At 61.0% G+C, this 18,158-nt stretch carries 10 protein-coding genes and 3 pseudogenes; all 13 read right to left on the bottom strand.

Annotated elements, in window-relative coordinates; translation table 11 throughout:
- Positions 1-211 (bottom strand): hypothetical protein (locus tag IC66_RS49125; RefSeq protein WP_210161485.1); only part of this gene is annotated, 211 nt, incomplete at its 3' end.
- Positions 212-4,447: 4,236 nt separating this feature from the next.
- Positions 4,448-4,684 carry a DUF2274 domain-containing protein gene (locus IC66_RS0132780; protein ID WP_011084436.1) on the bottom strand — a complete coding sequence of 79 codons (237 nt, stop codon included), beginning with the start codon at positions 4,682-4,684 and terminating at the stop codon, positions 4,448-4,450.
- Positions 4,685-4,689: 5 nt separating this feature from the next.
- A complete protein-coding gene (locus tag IC66_RS0132775; RefSeq protein ID WP_011084435.1) occupies positions 4,690-5,892 on the bottom strand; it encodes a TrbI/VirB10 family protein in 1,203 nt (400 codons plus the stop codon).
- Positions 5,889-6,923, bottom strand: coding sequence for a P-type conjugative transfer protein TrbG (trbG, locus tag IC66_RS0132770; protein ID WP_038950477.1), 1,035 nt, complete (start codon positions 6,921-6,923; stop codon positions 5,889-5,891). The genes IC66_RS0132775 and trbG overlap by 4 nt, the downstream gene beginning before the upstream one ends.
- Complete coding sequence (trbF, locus tag IC66_RS0132765) at positions 6,920-7,603, bottom strand: conjugal transfer protein TrbF (protein ID WP_011084433.1); 684 nt, start codon at positions 7,601-7,603, stop codon at positions 6,920-6,922. Before trbF ends, trbG begins: the two co-directional genes overlap by 4 nt.
- 92 nt (positions 7,604-7,695) lie before the next feature.
- Complete coding sequence (gene trbL / locus IC66_RS0132760; RefSeq protein ID WP_080593932.1) at positions 7,696-8,751, bottom strand: P-type conjugative transfer protein TrbL; 1,056 nt, start codon at positions 8,749-8,751, stop codon at positions 7,696-7,698.
- Positions 8,706-9,983, bottom strand: a pseudogene (locus IC66_RS42810) (SAM-dependent methyltransferase); the annotation flags it as partial. The pseudogene IC66_RS42810 and the gene trbL, both read right to left, overlap by 46 nt.
- Positions 9,984-10,167: 184 nt before the next feature.
- Positions 10,168-12,282: pseudogene (locus IC66_RS0132745) on the bottom strand (ParB/RepB/Spo0J family partition protein).
- Positions 12,283-12,387: 105 nt separating this feature from the next.
- Positions 12,388-13,350 carry an ArdC family protein gene (locus IC66_RS0132740; RefSeq protein ID WP_014498063.1) on the bottom strand — a complete coding sequence of 321 codons (963 nt, stop codon included), beginning with the start codon at positions 13,348-13,350 and terminating at the stop codon, positions 12,388-12,390.
- A 1,070-nt stretch (positions 13,351-14,420) separates the two neighbouring features.
- Entirely contained in the window at positions 14,421-15,287 is an 867-nt protein-coding gene (locus IC66_RS0132730; RefSeq protein WP_011084426.1) for a PAS-domain containing protein, read from the bottom strand.
- Positions 15,271-16,107 carry a HAMP domain-containing protein gene (locus IC66_RS0132725; protein WP_014498064.1) on the bottom strand — a complete coding sequence of 279 codons (837 nt, stop codon included), beginning with the start codon at positions 16,105-16,107 and terminating at the stop codon, positions 15,271-15,273. Before IC66_RS0132725 ends, IC66_RS0132730 begins: the two co-directional genes overlap by 17 nt.
- Positions 16,108-16,928: 821 nt before the next feature.
- Positions 16,929-17,078 (bottom strand): annotated as a pseudogene (locus IC66_RS47865) (TrbI/VirB10 family protein); the annotation flags it as partial.
- 751 nt (positions 17,079-17,829) lie between these two features.
- The gene (locus IC66_RS47260; RefSeq protein ID WP_014498065.1) at positions 17,830-18,012 is read right to left on the bottom strand and encodes a hypothetical protein; all 183 of its coding nucleotides are present in this window, start codon (positions 18,010-18,012) and stop codon (positions 17,830-17,832) included.
- Between the last annotated feature and the right edge of the window lie 146 nt (positions 18,013-18,158).

Below are 18,158 nucleotides of genomic sequence, written 5' to 3'. Positions count from 1 at the left end.
TCGTCGCATATTGGCTCAATTGAGTCTGGACCCTACAATTCTTCAGCGTCAATCCGCTCTTCGTCGCTGTCCAAGAAGGACAAAGGGCAAAAAGTGAGTTGCGTATGGGCTTGGTGGATCCGCGCACCAGCGCCGTTGAGAACACACCATCGCGAGGCACGTGCGCGAGAATGACATAGGTCGAAGTCGCCCATAGGAGTTCTTGTTCCATATCTCCACAAGCCCATCGGTGGAATGGCCACTTCGAAATAAGGATGTGGATCGAGGGTGGCGGAACCGCGACAATGAAGATTGGCCTCCAGCACATCCTTCGCAGCGACTACTTTTCTCGCCAAGTGTTTTGCGCACCCGCGACTTCCCTGTGAGAGCGGAAGAAATCTGTCGACCCGCCAAGAAGAAAGGAAAGACCCTCTCGGAAATCACCCGCAGATGGTGAAAATTCCTTTTGGTTGCGTCATCAACGCCAGAAGGCTTCCTTCGCTTGCTGTAGGTCTTGCGGGCGTGTTCGGCTTCGGCCGATTCGCGGGCCGGCTGTCGCGTCGGACCGATCGGGTTTACTTCTACAGCGCACTTTTGATGCATCGATTTTTTCCAGTGTTAAATCCACCGAGGTGAGCATAAGGCGGCATGCAACAGATTGTATTTCTGAGCCGATTGATCGGTAAAGAGCTCCTATAGAGTTTTGTACCGATGTGCTTGAGACCGAGGCGTCCGTCTCGGCAGTCCTCCCCCGCAGGCTGCTCTGTCCTGTCCGGTCCATTAACCGCTGGCCTATATGGTCACCTTGCCGAGCTTTTTGATACCGACCCGGATCGGGTCCGCCGGAATGCTCACGTTCATAGCGTCGCTCCGGCTCAGCCGGGCCCAGGTTGCGCAATCGGTTTAATCCCAGCCGGCGCCGGATAGGGCTGAAGGTCGCCGGCGACACTACCGGCCTCGATTGAGATCTGTTTGACCTGTGGCGCTGTCGTCCCAACGTTCCGGCTTCTGCGCATGGGAAGGCAGGATTTGGCTTGGATAAAAGAGGTCTTGTGGAGCGATCACGGTCCATCCACTCCTTCCTCGCCGAACGCTTAAACTTGGCGACCGTCCTCGCCGAAAACGGCGAGTTGCAGCGCACTGCAGCCTTCGTTAGGCCAGCCTCGATCAAGATTGGCGCCATGGCCTTTCGGCGTCAATGGCGCATTCTTGGGGGCGTTCATCCGATCCTTAAGGGGTAGGCTAAAGCTTCGGCAGGTTGCTTCCTCGTTCAGGACCGGATGGACAACCTACTGAAAGCTCACACCTCATGGTCTCACAGACATCCTACCCGAACTGGTTGCCCCCCCATGCGGCCCCTCTAGAGGCGCGCGTATGCGCGCAGCGATCTGTCGCGCTTTTCGGCCGCAGGTTGGGTTCCACGCAATCGAGTATGGCCAGCATCGCCAGAACTTCGTCGACGTTAAATGTGGCCGCCCTGCGATCTGATAGTCCCAGAGACCGATGGGGGGCGCGGACCCGATTGGCTGCAAGCACCGCAAGCGCTTGCGGCCGCAAGGACGTAATATGCCGCTCGAATATATGCATTCGTTGGCCTGTAGCTGCCCTGTGGGCATGATGTCGCGAGCGCTGGTGGCCAACCCGGTCGCAAAGCCTGGGGCTGGCCACCTTTGCTCCCAAGAGGCTCCAATTCTAAAGGGCTACAAAGTTGTATCTTCGAGAAGTACCAAGGGGCACCTACCAAAATCGGTGGCTCCCCTCCTCGTCGGCGACTCTCTAAGCTAGTTTTTGCCTTGAATTGGAGACACCAGCACGACCAGACACATGCACGTTGCATGAACAAGAAAACATGCCAATCGCACATGAGCGACGCAAGTATGTGGGCAGAGTCAATCGAGGCGGAGCACGATAGAAAGCCGCTGGAAAGTTATCCGAGACCCTCGTAGACCGCGATGAGGAGTACCTCGTTGAAAAATGGGCGACGCTGCCGGCGTCGCTCGTCGGCACGCCTGGCGGAGAGAATGGCACGAAGATAAGGGTGGAGGGGATTCAGCCACGCAGTCTTCTTCCCTTCCAAAGTATTGCTGATGATTGATCGGAAGCAGTGCGGGCGCGACCCGGTGCCGTTTGGTTGCGCTGGAGCAGGCGCTGTCCCTACCCGCCCGCCAGTTGAACTTAGCAGAACTTGGCTCGGCGCTTATCTCCCCGCGGACACACAGGGGCAGCGCTCTGTCCCTGCAGCTAACCTGCTCCAAACTCAGCTTCAAGCGGCGGCAAGAAGCTGATCGGGAGCTTATCGCCAGCGGACCGAGTGAAACCGCCAAAAAACGAGAACTAACTCGTGAGTTGGAAGCAGTGCGAACGCGGTTCGGCGCCTGACGGCCTGGGGCATCATGAGGCACTAACCCTGCCGCATCCGCACTGCAATGAGCTTAACGGAAGCGTAACTCAGCACATGGTGGTCCTTCAGCTCATGCGCTGTCCCTGCCACGCTCCCGTTAAACCCAACGATTCTTTATCGAGCCTGGCTTACCGAAAGCTGACAGACCTGCGCAGCAATTTACAACGAAAGGCGGCCTATGTGGCCGCTGGCAGTTGAGAGCAATTACGACGTTTACGCCTCAGACAATAGCCATTCGGCGCGCTTGCGATCAGCGGCAACCGCTCCGCGCTAAACGCCCGTGGCGTTCAGTTGGTCAAGCTCCACGTTGGTTTGTCGTATTGAAGACGATTGTGCCCGTTTCTCAAAATGCGTTACCAAGCTCCATCAGGCCCATCAGCGAGGCGCAAAGCGAACGGAAAGCAGCGGATGCGGCTCGGCGCCCATATCCATCCGGGGAGGGTGGACAAATGCGCTATCTCTGCCGCATCCGCTTCGCCGGCGAGCCAGGAGCGACATGACTCGGCACCTCCCATGGAGGAAGGAAGGCGCTGTCCCTATCAAGCGCCGCTGGCACAGTAGTCAGCCTCGGGGAGCACAAGGCTAGCCACCCGGCTTTCCCGTGAGGCCCGTCGCCTCAGGGTACAGCGGGACTTTAGCGACAAGGCGGCCTCGGGAGACCTACCAGCATTGGTGGTCATACACACTTAATCGAGAAACTGTTGGTCAAACTTGAAGACCAAGCGAGTTCAGTGCCTAGTGCTCCAGAACGATCAGGCGGCGCCAGGGGCGCCGCTTTCTCCCCATATTTCTGTTTCAGCTGCCGCAAGGAAAAAAGACCGAGCGCACCCTACAGCGTTGGCCAGCCGCAGCATTTCGTCACAACGCGGATGGCGAGCAGGGATGTCCTGCCGTCATGAAGCCGCCCGAGTTAAGAACGGCAACAAGACTTTGGGCAGCTCGCCGATCAAGCGGAGGGCGTTAGCCGCAAGGCTGACTCTTGGATCATCGCTGAACGGTGCGATTGTTTCCAGCGTCGTGAAACGGGCGTGCTGGACGGCGCATTCCTCGTTCTGTTCGAGCATGATCCGCAGTTGAGGTGCACGATGGCGTCTTCATTGGGAAAGATGGCGTCCCCCCTCGGTCCGACGAAGTGCATCTCTACCCCTTCGCGGGTCTCGAACTTCTTGCAGCGGCGGGTCCTTCCGGGCCCCCCTACGCGGGTGACCCGCGACCACTCGACTTTGCTAGATATAAAATTTCAAAAGGCACTTTCTGTTCTCGGATCGGCGTGGAACCCAGGGGTGGGCCTGCTCAGGAAAAAAATCCGGTCGGCTATTTTTGAGCCTGAAATTGATGTCTTCGTCCGTTCGTCATCGGGCGGCGCCAAGTGCGACCGAAACACGCTCGAAAGCATCTATACCAATTGAGACCGTATGGCTCCCAATCGGAGCCTCTATCCATGATCGTTATCGGCCTCAAGGGCCTTATCGGGGCGGCAAGACCACCGTGACCCGCATCGAAAGCCACGGGTTTGTACGCGGCCGGTTCGCTGGCGCGCTGAAGCGACATGCTGCGCGCCTACCCACATTACCGGCGCTGCGACGAAGCCACCATCGAACGCATGATCGACGGCGACCTGAAGGAACAGCCGTTGCCCTAGCTCAGCGGCAAGTCGCCCCGGCCGGCTGCCCGCTGACGGCCCAAGAGCTGCGAAGCTACGCAAATACGCCAACGCACGTCGTCGAGATAGCGCTGGCAAAAAAGCTGACTGAGGCGCCGTGGGCAACGCAGTCGACGAGGATGTCGGCGAGACGCTCCAATCGCTTATCGACTTCGTCGGCGCCGATGCGCCGTACCAGACCTTGTTGCGGGTGGCCAGTCTAAGATCCGAGCTGTTACAGCGGCGTTGGCGATTAAGCTACGCGTTTCGTCTTTCATCTGATCCAACGAATATGACCGTTTTTGTGCCATGAATGATAGAGCCGCGACGAAGAGGGCCCGACTACCGCCAGTCGCCTGAAGCTCATTTTTCAACACTGGCCATACGATGATGCGACCGGGACCATGACGTCATCTAGCGAAGCTCTATCCGTTCTCTACGAGCCGCCGAGTCTGCCGCCGCGACTTCAGGAAGCCGCGGTCGGTTGCCATGAACTTGAAGAGCATGGGCGAGATAAGCTTCGCTGGGTCAACCATCTGTCCACTTTGGGCGGATAGTAAATCCGCATAAGCAAGCAGATCGCGATGTACGCTTGCGGGTAGCTCCGCAGTGATCTTTACCGGTTTGTCATCTGGAACGGCAGCAATTTTCAACTTCGACACAACATCTACCTCGCGTAAGGCTGAAGGATCAGATCGCGATTCACGATCACGCGGATCGGGAAGCCAGGACGTACCGTCAGCGTGGGCTGGATATTGAGACCGCGCCGAACTACCTGCTGTCCAGTTTGGTTTAGAGAGTCCGAGGCGCCGTGACGCAACGCCTGGATAATTGCGCTGTCGTTGCTGTTAGTGTCCGAGCCGGCACCCAGTTCCGTTCCGACGGCGAGAAACGTCGATAGTGCCGCAGCCTTGAAGAGTTCGCCCCAGTGATTGTCCACCTGGTCTTCTAGGCCAGCATAGCCAGCGGTGTCAGCGCCAGGCTGCCGCTCGAGAACTATAGAACGTCCATTCGGCATGATTAGCCGGGTCCAGACGAGCAGAACGCGAGACTGGCCGAAAGTGACCTGGCTGTCGTAGATGCCGATTAGACGCGCTCCCTGAGGCACGAGCAGAAAGCGACCGGTCGGCGTGTCAAAAACATTCTCGGTTACCTGCGCGGTAATTTGGCCTGGCAGGTCCGATCGGATCCCGGTGATCAGCGCCCCTGGAATCACCGTCCCGGCCTGCACGATGTATGGTGAAGCGGGCCTGATGACACGGTCAGGGCTTACCATGCGACGGTCCACGGAGGCATTCACGAAGGCAAGCTTGCGGTCCTGGCCGTTTTGCGCAGATCTATCCTCGCCAGTGCTCGTTGCGCTTGGTGATGCGAGGCGGTCGCCTCCAACCGCCGCAGCGGTGGGCGGACGCGCTCCTTCATTGGTCGCAGCGAACAAATGGCTGATGCGGGCTGCCTCAGTCTCTTGATCCCGGCGCTGCTGGTCTGGATCAGTGCCGATCGTCGGCGACTGGCCTTGAGCAGCAAGTATTGGTCGACCGAGGTCGCCGGGAAGCGGCGGACCAAGCTGCGGGATTGGCTGGCGCGGAACGCCAGCATAGTCCTTCGGCAGCGTCGTAATACCGTCGGCAACATTGTGGTGGTCGGTACTGTAAAGCTCATCGGCCGCTTGATTGCGGGAGCGATTGTTCTGCAGCGACCACAGCACCGCTCCGCCGATGACAAGCAGGGCAACCGCGCTCCCGCCGGCCAAGACCTTCCGCGACAACCGCGTCACGCGCGTGTGCTCTGCTCTCAAGCGGAAGCTCTCGGATGGCTCCACTTGTGTCTCCGGCGGAATAGCTTGCTCGTTTACATTCCGAGAGTTCATGACGACGGCCTCCCGCCGGTTCTGACAATCCTGACCTTCTTCTGGTGCTCACCACCAAGCCGCAGTTCGGCGGCAGCAAACAGCCGATCGACGATCAATACATTGCCGTCAGCGCGATAGTTGACGAGTTCGGTCTTGCCGTCTGGACCGATGACAAAGAGCGGAGGCATCTCGCCCTGCACGATGCCTTGCGGGAATTCGACATAGACCTTGCGGCCATCGTCATATGCGGCGAGCGGTCGCCAGGGAGGACTGTCCCCTTCGATGGCATAGCGGGAGATGCGCTGCGCCGGGTTCGGAAGACCGGGTTTCAGAGCGACCGAACGCCATCGTTCCCGTGCGGTTTCAGGATAGTACCAGGCAACAGACGGCATGTATGGCCGTTCGCGGGATCGGAGTTCGATCAGGTAGGTGCGCCGGTCAGTGTTGACCACTAGGTTGGTTTCGATCGAAGCTCGGGTCGGCTTGACCAAGACATGGACGCGCCGTGTATCGCCGCTGCCGCTCTCGGTATCGCCCACGACCCAGCGTACAGTATCTCCGGCCGCGATCGGCCCTGATCCCGTCAACTGTTCTCCCTCCTCGAGCGCGATATCTGTGATCTGCCCCGGCGCGGCGTAAATCTGATAGAGAGCCCCGGGACTGTAGGCGTAGATTTGCGCCGCATTGAAATACCCCCGCTTGCGCGGTTCGACCCTGGCCGCATTGTTTGCCGTCTCAACCCGGCTCACCGGTTCGACCTCTTCCTTCCCGGCCGACTTGCCTCCGAGAGCCGGCTTCCAGAGCGGCGGAACGTGAAGCGGTCGCAATCTGTCGTCGAGAGCCACGGGCGTCGCCGGCAGCGGAGGAACTTCAGTGTCATAGCTGATCTCCGGCGGAATGTATGTCGCGCACCCACCGAGCACGGACGAGCAAAGCATAAGAGCGGACAGAAGTGCACGCTTCGCGCTCACGAACCCGCGCCAAGTCGAATTGAGTCCGTTTTGCTGAATGGAACATTTCGAATGAACGTCAGACGGCGTCTTGGTCACTGACCCAACTCCTTTGACCAGTTGATGGCGCGGACATAGACGCCAAGAGGATTCTTGCGTAGGCGCTCGGCTTCGCGCGGCGTCTCGATCACGATTGTAAGAATTGCAGTCCAGCGCTCGGTCGAGTTCAAGGCGCCATTGTCGTAGATGCGCTGGGTCCATGCGACCCGAAAGCTTTCCGACGACGCACGAATGACGCTCGAGACCTCGACAGAGATTTGCGCCTTACCCAGCTTGGCAAAGGGGTCGTTGCTGCGCGCGTAGTCGTTGAGCGCAGCGGCGCCGCGATCAGTCGTAAAATCATAGGCCCGCAGCCAGTTTTGGCGCAGAACGATCCCGTCGGCCGGTAGGCCTCTGACATCCTCGATAAAGCGTGCCAGATGATAAGCGATCTGCGCATCAGTGGGCTGATATTCAATGTTAGCCGGCGCAATCCGCTGAGCCTGACCGAGATGATCGACTTCGACCACCCACGGCGTGATCGAGCCCTGACTCGATTGCCAGACAAGGCCACCTGCGAGACCGGCTGACAGCATCAGGCAGCCAAAAGCCATCAGGCGCCAGCTCTTGGCTTGCACGCGCGCTGATCCAATGCGTTCGTCCCAAACCTGCGCGGCCTTTTGATAAGGCGTAATCGGCTCGGGCATGCGCCCGTAGTGAACTGATGGCCGTTTGAACATCGATGGTTGCCCCTGATATCGAGTGATCGGTTTCAAGTCGTGCGATGGAAGGGTTTGAGGCGCTGGTGTGCGGCAGAGATGCGGGGTGCGTCTCAACGTTCTCCCTCGGACAAATCGACGGAGGAACCGCTACCACCATGATCGCCCGAGCGGACGGCGTGGCCAGCGGCCGAGGCACCATGCCGGATGGTCTGAGCACGCTTCATGCGGCGAGCCCAATCGGGCTGCCCTTCGGCCGGTGCGCTCGCGCCCTGCTCGCCCGCTTGACTACCTCCGAAGGCGGCCGCTGCTCGACGCAAAGGACTCGTCGCAGCCGAAGCGCCAGCCTCCGCGACGCCGGCAAGGCCGCCGCTTCGATAGGCGGCTGTTGCTCCGCTGATGACAGCGCCGCCACCGCGCGCGCCGCCAGCAATCGCACCACCAGCGAGACCGGCACCGCCAGCGGCAAGTCCCGCGCCAGCCGCAACAATGCCGCCAGCAGCAAGGCCTGTTCCAATCGTGGCGCCGGCGCCGAGTTGGGGGCCGCCCGACACCAGGCCGTTTGCGATACCCGGACCGAAGATACCGAGGCCCAGCAAGGAAAGCGCCGCGAGCACCAGCGTCATCGCGTTTTCGATGGTTGGCTGTGCACCGCCGAAACCTGCGGTGAACTGCGAGAACAGGGTGGAGCCGATGCCGACGATGACGGCCAGGACCAGGATCTTAATGCCGGAAGATATGACGTTGCCCAGAACGCGCTCCGCCGCGAAGGTGGTCTTGCCAAACAAGCCAAAGGGAATGAGCACGAACCCGGCCAGTGTCGTGAGCTTGAACTCGATCAGGGTGACGAAGAGCTGGATCGCCAAAATGAAGAAGGCGAGCAGCACCACGACCCACGCGAACAGAAGAACCACGATCTGGACGAAATTTTCGAAAAAGCTGATGTAGCCCATCAGGTTGGAGATCGAATCGAGGAGCGGTCGGCCGGCATCAAGTCCGACTTGAGCGATCTTTCCAGGTCTCAGGAAATCCGATGCGGAGAGGCTTGCGCCTGATGCTTTCAGGCCAAGACCGGCAAAGCTCTCGAAGACGATGCGCGCCAGACTGTTCCAGTTACCGATGAGGTCGCCATCGCCGCCGACTGCACGAGCTTGGTCGGATGTGCACACGATCCGGGAATACGGATCGACTGCAATCCGAACTCCTCATAGAGCGCATCGGTGAGGCGGGCGCTTTCCGGCGGCGACCATTCGACGATCTTGTACGCAAGCTCCACACCTTCTGGCGCGCTCCCCGAAGTGGATGAGGGGCTGGGTGCAATGGCGCCGGCCGATCGGGAGATTGCAGGGCGCCTAATGACGTCGGCTACGACCGGCGCAGTGACGGGCAACCTCGGGGGCGCATGCTGGGTGACCCACTCGAGCAAGGCGGGGACATCGCCGGCCATGCCTTGCGAGGTGGGAAATGCCTTCGGATCGGCAGCGGGTAACTTGTCGATGACGAGCAGCCTCGTGTCCGTCTGAGTGCCGTGCTTGGCGTAGACGGCGCCGTCGATCGCGGCAGAAAACACGACCCGTCCGCGCTCCTGAAGGCGAACAAAGGCCTCTAGCCACGCCGGGTTATCCGGCGCAAGGCCCGCGCCAGCGATGGCGACGAGGCGTCCGCCATCGCGAAGACGCGCGAGCGCCGAAGCGATGTGCCGGAAGGCGGCGTCCGCCATTCGTCGATCGACATTCGCCACCGCGGAGAACGGCGGGTTCATCAGAACGACGCTCGGCACAACGCTCGCGTCGAGGTGGTCATCGATCTGAGCAGCATCGAACCGCGTGACGTTAACATCCGCGAATAGATGCTCGAGCAATCCCGCCCGGCTCTCGGCCAACTCGTTCAACACCAAGTCGCCGCCGGCGAGCTCGGCAAAGATGGCGAGCAAACCGGTCCCGGCAGAAGGCTCCAGAACGCGATCGGCGGATGTAATGGCGGCTGCGGTGCATGCAATCAGCCCAAGCGGGATCGGCGTCGAGAATTGCTGAAGCGCCTGACTGTCCTCGGAACGCCGCGTGTGGGTCGGCAGACGGTTCGCGACTTTCGCCAGCATCGGCAGCATGGCGGCCGTCGAGCCAGCCCTGGCCCGTATGGCCGGTCCGAACTTACGAAGGAACAGAACGGTTGCCGCCTCGCAGACGTCATAGGCGGTCTTCCAGTTCCAGGCGCCGGCCGCGTCGGAGGCGCCGAACGCAGCCTCCATGGCGCTACGCAGAACAGCGGCATCGATGCCCCTACCGCGTTCGAACTCGGTCAGGAGCTGTCGCGCTGCCCTGACGGCGGCGGAGGTGAAAGTTGCAGCGGCGCGCAACGAAAGCGGCGCGGCGGCAGCGCCGCCGACGAGAGATTCGGTCATGGCAGGAATTCTTTCGGAGAGCAGGAAGGGGTCGAACCGCCAGGCGCTCTCCTCTGACCTGGACGGCTCAAACCCTTCCCGGCCCGCTCTCCCTCTCAGACCTCGGGCATAAAAATAGGGACCGGCGCCGCACGCCGGTCCCCCGCGCTACTGCGGGACGGCCGTGCCATCCCGCTCCTTAATTTCATTCAGCCGCGTCGAGCTGTGCGGATCATCGTCGCTGGCGTTTTCCTGATCCTCATCGTCGGCGAGGAATTCGGGCAGCCGGCCCGCTTCGCCCTCCTGCCCCACTGGCGCTGCATCGGGATCGACGAGACGCAGCGGCTCCGGCAACCAGCCTGAGCCATCCAGAAGGCGCTCGGCCTCCTTGGCCATGTCGGCCTTCTTAAGATGGTCGATCAGTTGAGCCGACGACTCGCCCTTAGCCTCCCGTACGGCCTCCAGAATGCGCGGCTTGGTGACCCGGCCGAGATAGTTGTCGACGGAGGGCTTCCACCCTGCCTGCACCATGTCTAGCCCGACCGCCCGCGCCAGCACATCAGCGCGGTCGAGACGCGTGCGGACGCCGTGTGCTGAGACGCGAGCCTGATTGTAGCGATTGGCCGGCTCATAGACGGCATTGACCGCAAAAGATGCACAGTGGGCGAACAGCGATGCTTGTGCACCACCATCGAGAGCCGTTAGCGCATCCCAAAGATCGTTCTCCCTCTTCGGCAACCGCGCCTTCCAGGCCTCGTGCCGCGCCTCGACAGCCTTGGCGGAGGCGCTTTCCCTCAGCCCCGGAGCTTGGGCAGGAAAGTTCGGCGTGCGAAGGCCGATCTCTAGACAGCTTCCGGATGACGCGAACCGGTAAAAGGCCGTCAGCACGAAGTTGTGCAGCACCGCTGGAACGCGATCGCAGGATTTTCTGCCAGCGCGTCGCGCAATGCCAACGTGCGATGCGCCGTCAGCTCGGTGATCAACCGATCCGGCAGAGGCCTGGCCGCGTCGTCATCTTCTTCTTCGGCATCAGGCGCACTACCCGCGACTGCGATGACCGTGCGCTGGACTGAAGTGCTGGGCTCCTTCCCTTCGTTCGACGACGGATCGGCGGCCTGCGCGATATCAGGATCGGTTGCCGGCACTTCGTCCTCAGGCCGGACGTAACCACGATACACGCAGAGCCGTCCTTCGGAATCGATGCTGATGAAGACACCAGCCCGGGCGATCTCCGCCGGATCGTAAAGCATCGGCCGGTTCTCGAACGCCGCCAGCGCCGACTCGATTTCGCCGAGGCGCTGATCGACTTCTTCGGGCAATTCGTCGGCATCCTGGTATTCGGTTTCAAGCTTGGCTTGCTCGGTGTTCAGGGCATCGATGGTGGCCCGCTCCCCAGGCGAGAGATCGACAGATTTTCCTTCGATTTTCCGGAGGCCTTGTGTGTGACCGTAGGAGAACTCTACGGCGACTGAGATCCACTTCCAGCCCTCGGCAGCAATCGTCTCAGCTTCGGCTTTGAGTTTTCGATCACGAGGCGGTCGAGCAACACGATATCCTGAAGCCAACCGCCGTCGTCGTGCTCGAACAGATCCCGCAGAACGCCGCCACCCGCCTGCTGATAGGCGTCGAGGCCCACGAATTGCGCCCGGCGATCGGACCCGCGCACTGTGTTCTCGGTGAGCATGCGGCGGATCTGGTATGGCTCGTCATAACCGGAACGGCTGAGGTTCTCCCAGACTTGCTCCTGGCGGGCGTGATCCGCAGTAACTGAGAACGCCATGAGCTGCTCGAGCGTCATGCCGTCTTCGGCATAGACGTCATGCAACTTCGGCGAGACCGACGCCAGGCGCAGGCGCTGCTTGACGATCGCAGGGTTCACGAAATGGCGCGCGGCAATGTCTTCCTCGCTCATGCCGAGATCGCGGAGCGTCTGGAAGGCCCGAAACTGATCAAGCGGATGCAGGCCGACCCGCTCATCGTTCTCCGCCATCGAATCGTCCTCGGCAAGGCCCCCTTCGCGAACGACGCACGGCACCGCCTGCGTCCTCGACATCCGCTTTTGTTTCACCAGGAGCTCGAGAGCGCGATAGCGCCTGCCTCCCGCTGGTACCTCGAACATGCCGGTCTCGTTGCCATCAGGATCAACGACGGCCCGGACACTTAGACTTTGCAGAAGCGTACGCTGCGCGATGCTCTCGGCTAGCTGCTCGATCGAAACGCCGGCCTTGACGCGGCGAACGTTCGATTGGCTGAGCACGAGCTTGTTGAAGGGGATGTCCCTTGAAGGCGACAGCGTGATCTTTTGTACGGCTTTCGTCATTTTGGCTCTCCACGACGGGCGGCCGTGAGACTCTCTCTCGGCTTCCAACCCGTCGCGAATAGCGCCCCCTCCTCTCACTCTTGCGCGGCGACAGGAGGCCAAGCATCAAGCCGTCTCGTGATCGGCAACAGCCGAATCCAGCGACGCGTGCTCAATGGGCTCGGGAATGAAGCCGAGCAAATAGTCCGCGGCCTTGCTCGCCTGTGAGGCGGCACGCACGATAGCCCGATTGTCTTCGCGCAGGACTTCGAGCCAGGAGCCAATATAGTCGGCATGGCGCACGGTCGGGACGATCCCGAGCGACGCGCAGCTGAACGCGGAGCTCAACTCGGCGACCAGTTCTTCGAAGGCATATTTCTTGGTGCCATAGGATCCGCTAAGATCGCGGTTGAGGCGCGAGCGATGTCCGGTCGCGTGGCCGAGTTCATGCAGCGCGGTGCGGTGCCAATTGATCGGCTCGAAATAGGCCTGCGGCGGCGGGACCTGCACGAAGTCTTCGGCCGGCGCGTAGAATGCGCGATCGCCACCAATCCGAAATGTGATCCCGGTGGCCCTGATCAAAGTTTCCACGGTAGGCTCGATCAGACCTGGCGGCGGTGGCGGAGCCGCGGTCGCGATCTCGCCGGGGAGTCCGTCGCATTGGTCCGTGTTGAAAACGGTAAATCGCTTGAGAAATGGAATGGCCTGCGCTTCGTCGCCGGTCTCGGCGGCGCGCTGTTTCTCATCGCGCGGCACGAAACGGTCGGCGTAGACCACCGCGGTGCCACGCTCCCCCTTGCGCACATAGCCTCCAAGCGACAGCGCCTGCCGAAACGTGAGCCAGCTTTGACCGCTGTAACCATGCTCGATCGTGCTTCCCCAGAGCAGAAGGACGTTGATCCCGCTGTAGGACCGATCGGTCGAAGCATTTTTCGGGATGGCCAACGGCGCTTTCGCCGCGGCCGTACCCCACGGCTGAACCCAGGGGACGCGTCCGGCCTCAAGCTCGACAATGATCTTGTCGGTAATTTCGTTATAGAGGTTCGCCCGGTCCTGGCCGGCGCGCGCGCGAACAGTAGGATTTGACATCGCGGTTCTCCGCGACGGGCGCCGCGAGCCTCTCTCGCAGCTTCTAACCCGTCACGAAAACCCAGCCTGCACTCTTACTCTCAGACTCTTCGCAATCTGCCAGGCTGCAGGCCTGATCAGGCGTGCGCCAGGGGCGCATCGCCTTCGAGAGATGGCACCCGCAGGAGCGTGAGCATAGCGACGCCGAAGGCGGCACGCGAGACCGAGTGCGGCGACGAGACCGGTTCAATAGCGGCACCCGGGAACGGGGCAGTGATAGCGATCGCCGCAGGCGAGCCCCTTTCCCGAGTGCCCCCGGCGAGGAGCTCCAAAGCCTAGCGCGAGATGCTCGGTCAGCTCAACCACACAATGCAGGGCTGCATCGTTTATCCGAAGAAACGCAGGCATGAGCCGGAGCCCCTGCAACTCTCGCATCGCTGATGGACTTTAGTCGTTCATTTCGGAAGTCCACCGCAGCTTCCTGCAGTTAAGCAACTGGTTGCTGTGTGCATGGCACGCAATGCGCTCCGTTCGGGCTTGTCTCGCATTCTGCAGGAGCCGCCAACAGCCGGCGCAGCCACTTCTGGTCTGCCTCCCGCCGGGCGTTGAAGCGATCGACGCATTTCCTGGAGCAAAGGGCCGTTCGCCACCAGTAATGGCGGATCAGCCCGAACCTTCCACCACACACCGCACAGCACCCTCGGTTTTCGGAGCTATGAGAGCTATTCTGCATTTTCGCCTCCTTTGGCGGACGCTCGTGCGGCAACATCGTGCCCGCACGTAAAGAGCGGCACCGTTTCTGCTAAATGTGGCTGCATTTTCGGGCACCGGGCGCACGAGCTCGGCTCTTTGTGCGCCCTCGTGGCGAAGCGATACGCTCGATCGCGTTGCGTCGCCCGATTAATCGGCGACTGTAGCCAGGTTTTGATCTCGAATGATGCAATGAGCAGCGCTGGAGAGACAAAATCCTGCGCAGATGCATACAATGCCGGCGTTTTTCGCCGGATACCTCCTCGGGGTAGCAGCATCCCACTGTACCCGCGAGTCCAGTTCCGGCGCGGTCGACTCAGGAGGGGCGACGTGTGATCGCCCTATTGACGTTCGCGATCCGCTCCCATCTCGACCATAGTCACGAAGGTGTGCGGCTGCTCTCCGGCGCCGCCAATCTGCAGCCGTCGCGCACAGATCACACGCCGTCCGCGAACGGGGCTGTCGATAGTATCGACAATGGGTTCGAACTGTTGCTTCTGGGCAAGCAACTGCCGGTCGCGCCGTTCGATCAAGTCGGCCGCCTCCGGGGAGAACAATTCGCGCGCGGTCCTGCCGACGATTTCGGCCCGCGACATGCCGATCATCTTCTCCGCCGCCTTGTTGACGAAGAGGTAACGCAAGGTGCGCGCGTCCTTGGCGATGATGCCTTCGTGAACGTTCTCGACAATGGTGGCCAGCAGACGCTCAGTCCTCTCCAACATCCGCTGGCCATGTCGCAGGTCGGTGACGTCCTCATGCACGGACACCCACCCGCCGCCATCCATCGGACGCTCGTAGATATTGATGGTGCGGCCGTCATTTAGCGCGATCTCATAGGCGGTCGGCTCGCGCCGGGCGATTCGATCGACAATCGCCGCGAGATGTTTCGCGATGTCGTCGCTGAAGAGCCCGCTCTTGATACGATGCTGCAGGATTTTCTCCAGCGTAGAGCCAGCCCTGATCGTCTCTGGCAGATTGTAGATCCGCCGATAGTTATTGTTCATCGCGACGACATTGGCCCTGCCGTCAAGCATGATGAGGCCTTGCGGCATGCTGTTGATCGCCGCCGATAACTGCCACTTCTTGGCCTGGTACTTGTCGTTGAACTGGTCGCGCTGGGTTATAGCGGCGTCGCGTTGCTGCGCCGTGTTGAACTCGAGCTGCTCCAGCTCTAGAATCTTTTGCATGGCATCACGGAAGTGCTGCATGTTGGGCCAGATGCCCGATCTCGTCGTGCCGCATCAGATGCGGCACCTCGCTCTTGATGTCTCCTGCGGCGATCCGGTCGGTTGCTTGCGCGATATCGGAGAGCCGCCCGACCACGGAGTCGCGCATGACGAGGACGTTGATCGCGGCAAGGACCAGCGCCGCGAGTCCAAGCATGAACAGGTACCAGGCCGCATAGCGGTTCTCGTCAGCAAGCTGGTCGGCTTCGCGGGCTCGCTTATCGTAGGATCGCTGCAGTGCCTCGAGGTCAGCATTGAGCTTGCTGCGCACGGTGCGATTGGCCTGGTTATCGTCCCATTCACGAGCCGCGGCCGGACTGATCTCGAGCCCCCGCCGCACCAGTTCCAGCCGAAAGTCGATGAACTGCATCACTCGCTGTTTGAACGCCTCGAATTGCTCGAGATCGTCGGGATGGACAGTCTGCCCCCAGCGCATCATCACCGCCGTGAGCTCGCCGCTGCACTTGACCAACTCGTCCGCGAATTGCTTTACTTTCGCCGGTTCGGTGGACATGTAGATCCCGCGCGACTCCATCACGATCGCGTAGATCAGGGCGTTGACGCGCCCGATATTGACGGCAGCCGACGCCGAATCGATCTGCATGTGCCGATAGTTCGTCTGCAGGCGCACGCATTGGACCGACATCACCAACAGAAACATTGTGACGATCGTCAAAAATCCGGCGATGGAATAGACTTTGTCGGCCACGCTCAGGCTACCGGAGCCGCGCACAAAGCGGACAAACCTTTGCAGCGTCGTGGTCGCGGTCTGCGCCCCAAAGCCCACCGTCACTGCGTTCATGATGCACCTATCCGGTCTAGAATGGCAGAGAATTGGTCCCGCAGGGCTAGCGGAGACTTCACGGCCTCGCCTCGGTTTATCTTTCGAAGGTCCCACGCGCCAGAGCATCTCTTCGCGAAACGGTCTGAGGAGGCTGCGCTGCGGCTGCACCGGTTGATATGTCGCCCCCGCGATCAAAGTCTAAGGGCAGCCGGCGTAGGCAGGGATGATGGCCTGAACGCACAAGGCACTCCAACGGCGCGCGATAACGGCTGCTGGTCCGCTTGCAAGTGGCCGGCCTGCTGAGGCGCGCAAGTGGGCGACGTCACCTGAAAGAGCAGCCGCGATGGCGCGGGACAGGCAACGACTGAGAGATAAGGTGGTGAACTATCAGACAATCACGCTGGAAAAACGCGTTCTTTCCGAGGATTTGCATGAATAGCGCGTAGGATTCCCTGGTCGACGCAAGGCAACGCTCGGCGAGCTCTTTGCGCGGCACTGAGGGCGCCAATCGCGACCTTGTCTCTCTCGGGTAGTTCCGACCAGGAGGCAATTTCACCTCGCGTCGACGGTGTGCTCGTTCCTTCGAATGTGAAGGCGAAGGCAAACTGGGGCTCCATAGCCCCTGTCAACAGGTCTGCGCTCCGCGCGGGCCCGTTGGCCACCGCTCATCTTGACGCTTGCTCAGCTTGAGCTTTCCGAATCAACGCCAGGGGTTTCCCGGGCCCGACCGGCTCTGCGTTGACCACTTCGTACTCGCACCGACCGTTTTCGACTGCGCCAGCCAGCATGTGCGGTATCAATGCCGCGGTTCCGATGGGTTCGAACAGTCTGCTGTGTTCAGAATAGCCTGCTGCATCCTTGCCGGGCTGCCGCTCCAAGACGATTGAACGTCCGTTCGGCATGATCAGCCTCGTCCAGTCCAGCAGAACGCGCGACTGGCCAAAAGCGACCTGGCTGTGGTACCCGCCGATGAGCCTTGCTCCCTGAGGCCGCTATGTTGACGGCCAGTCGTGGCGCTTCTCGGCATGGCCAAGCACGCCGTCGCCTCTGGGCTCCCCCAAGACTGCACCCACGGCACGTGGCCGGCTTCAAGCTCGCCGATAATTTTGTGGTGATTTTGCCTTAAAGGCTTGTCTGGTCCTCGCCAGTGCACGCCCGAAGATAGTGTCTGGGCATCGCGGATCTCCGCGGCGGGCGCCGCGAGCCTCTCTCGCGGCCTGTGACCCGTCACGGCAAACCCGGCCAAAACTCTTATTCTCAGCCTCTTCGGACGGAAGCGACGCCACTTGACCAAGCGGCCGCGTGGTTCGGTTAGCGAGCGCGCTGCACGCACACAGATGACAGAATGCAAAATCTGCGACGCGCTCGGCCTTCTATTTCATTCTTCGGGACTTGGCCTTTAGGTGCCTTGGGGCCCAAACCTACCAGGCGTGCGCCAAGGGCGCATCGCCTCAAGGCAAAATGGCACCCGGAGAGCGTGAGCATAGCGACCCGAAGGGGCACGCGGGTCCGAGTGCAGCGACGAGACCGGTTCAATAGCGGCACCCGGGAACGGGGCAGTGATAGCGATCGCCGAGAGGCGAGCCCCTTTCCCGAGTGCCCCCGGCGGGGAGCTCCGCATCTCCTAGCGCGAGGGATCGACGCCGCACGGCGGCCGAGACGCAAGGCAGCTCGGTCCACGAGAGCCCGGTGCGGCGGAAGCCGCACACGCGAATCGGAAAAATCCGCCAGTCCGCGGATCTAGATGTCCTCGCGCGCTTGCGTCTGCGCGTCATAGATCCTGATCTGAAGCATGGGAAAGCGCTTCTTGAGTTCTTCTCCGCCTGCCCTGGCGCCGTCTCTGGTTGCAAATTCGGCCTTGAGTCGGCCATCCACTTCAAGTGCGTAACCAGAGGCCGGCAGTTCACGGGTTGCTGCAAACATTTCATTCCCATTGTGCAGTGATGTGGTCGGGAATGATGGGTAACGTGAGTCGCCCAAACGACGCCAGACCCACCTGACCCGGTGCGCTGATCGGTCGTCGCATCTTGTGGATTGACGTCTCGCAGTGGAGCCCTTCGAGGACGGGC

Origin of the sequence: Bradyrhizobium genomosp. III (assembly GCF_000261705.1) — a bacterium.
GTDB lineage: Bacteria > Pseudomonadota > Alphaproteobacteria > Rhizobiales > Xanthobacteraceae > Bradyrhizobium > Bradyrhizobium ottawaense.
This window is presented reverse-complemented; position numbering and strand designations above follow the sequence as displayed.